Annotated in this window: 1 pseudogene; it reads left to right on the top strand. The window is 55.9% G+C overall.

Features of this window, described 5'->3' with window-relative positions:
- Nucleotides 1–160: 160 nt before the first annotated feature.
- Nucleotides 161–633 (top strand): annotated as a pseudogene (locus ACR0LL_RS21275) (MFS transporter); the annotation flags it as partial.

Below are 633 nucleotides of genomic sequence, written 5' to 3'. Positions count from 1 at the left end.
GGTTTCACCGTCACAGCCCGCTTCAAGGACCTCGATGATCTCAAGACCGCTTTGGCGCGGATCGGATCAAACAGCAGCCAACAACCGGCCGAGTAAGACTGGATTGCCGGTCGGCTCATGCGGGCTGACCGGCCAATGCCAAAGACTAGGAGACACCTCAATGGCAAGAGACCTCACAAACTATGCGCCAGATGACGAGGCCTTCTGGGCTTCTTCCGGCAAGGGGATTGCGAACCGTAACCTCTGGATTTCCATACCTTCGCTGCTCTGCGGCTTTGCCGTCTGGCTGTACTGGGGAATCATCACTGTTCAGATGATCAATCTCGGTTTTGCGTTTGAGAACTCGCAGCTGTTCACACTGGCCGCTATCGCGGGCCTGACTGGGGCGACACTGCGCATCCCATCGACCTTCTTCATCCGGATCGCGGGCGGTCGAAACACGATTTTCTTCACCACTGCTTTGCTGATGATTCCCGCAGCACTGACCGGGCTCGCGCTTCAGGATCCGAATACGCCACTCTGGTGGTTCCAAATCCTTGCGTTCCTCTCTGGTATCGGCGGCGGCAACTTTTCCTCGTCCATGTCGAACATCTCGTTCTTTTTTCCCAAGAAGATACAGGGATATGCCCTTGG

It is taken from the genome of Ruegeria sp. AI2 (assembly GCF_056541275.1).
The sequence above is the reverse complement of the archived record's forward strand: the minus strand, read 5'-3'. Positions and strand labels throughout refer to the sequence as shown.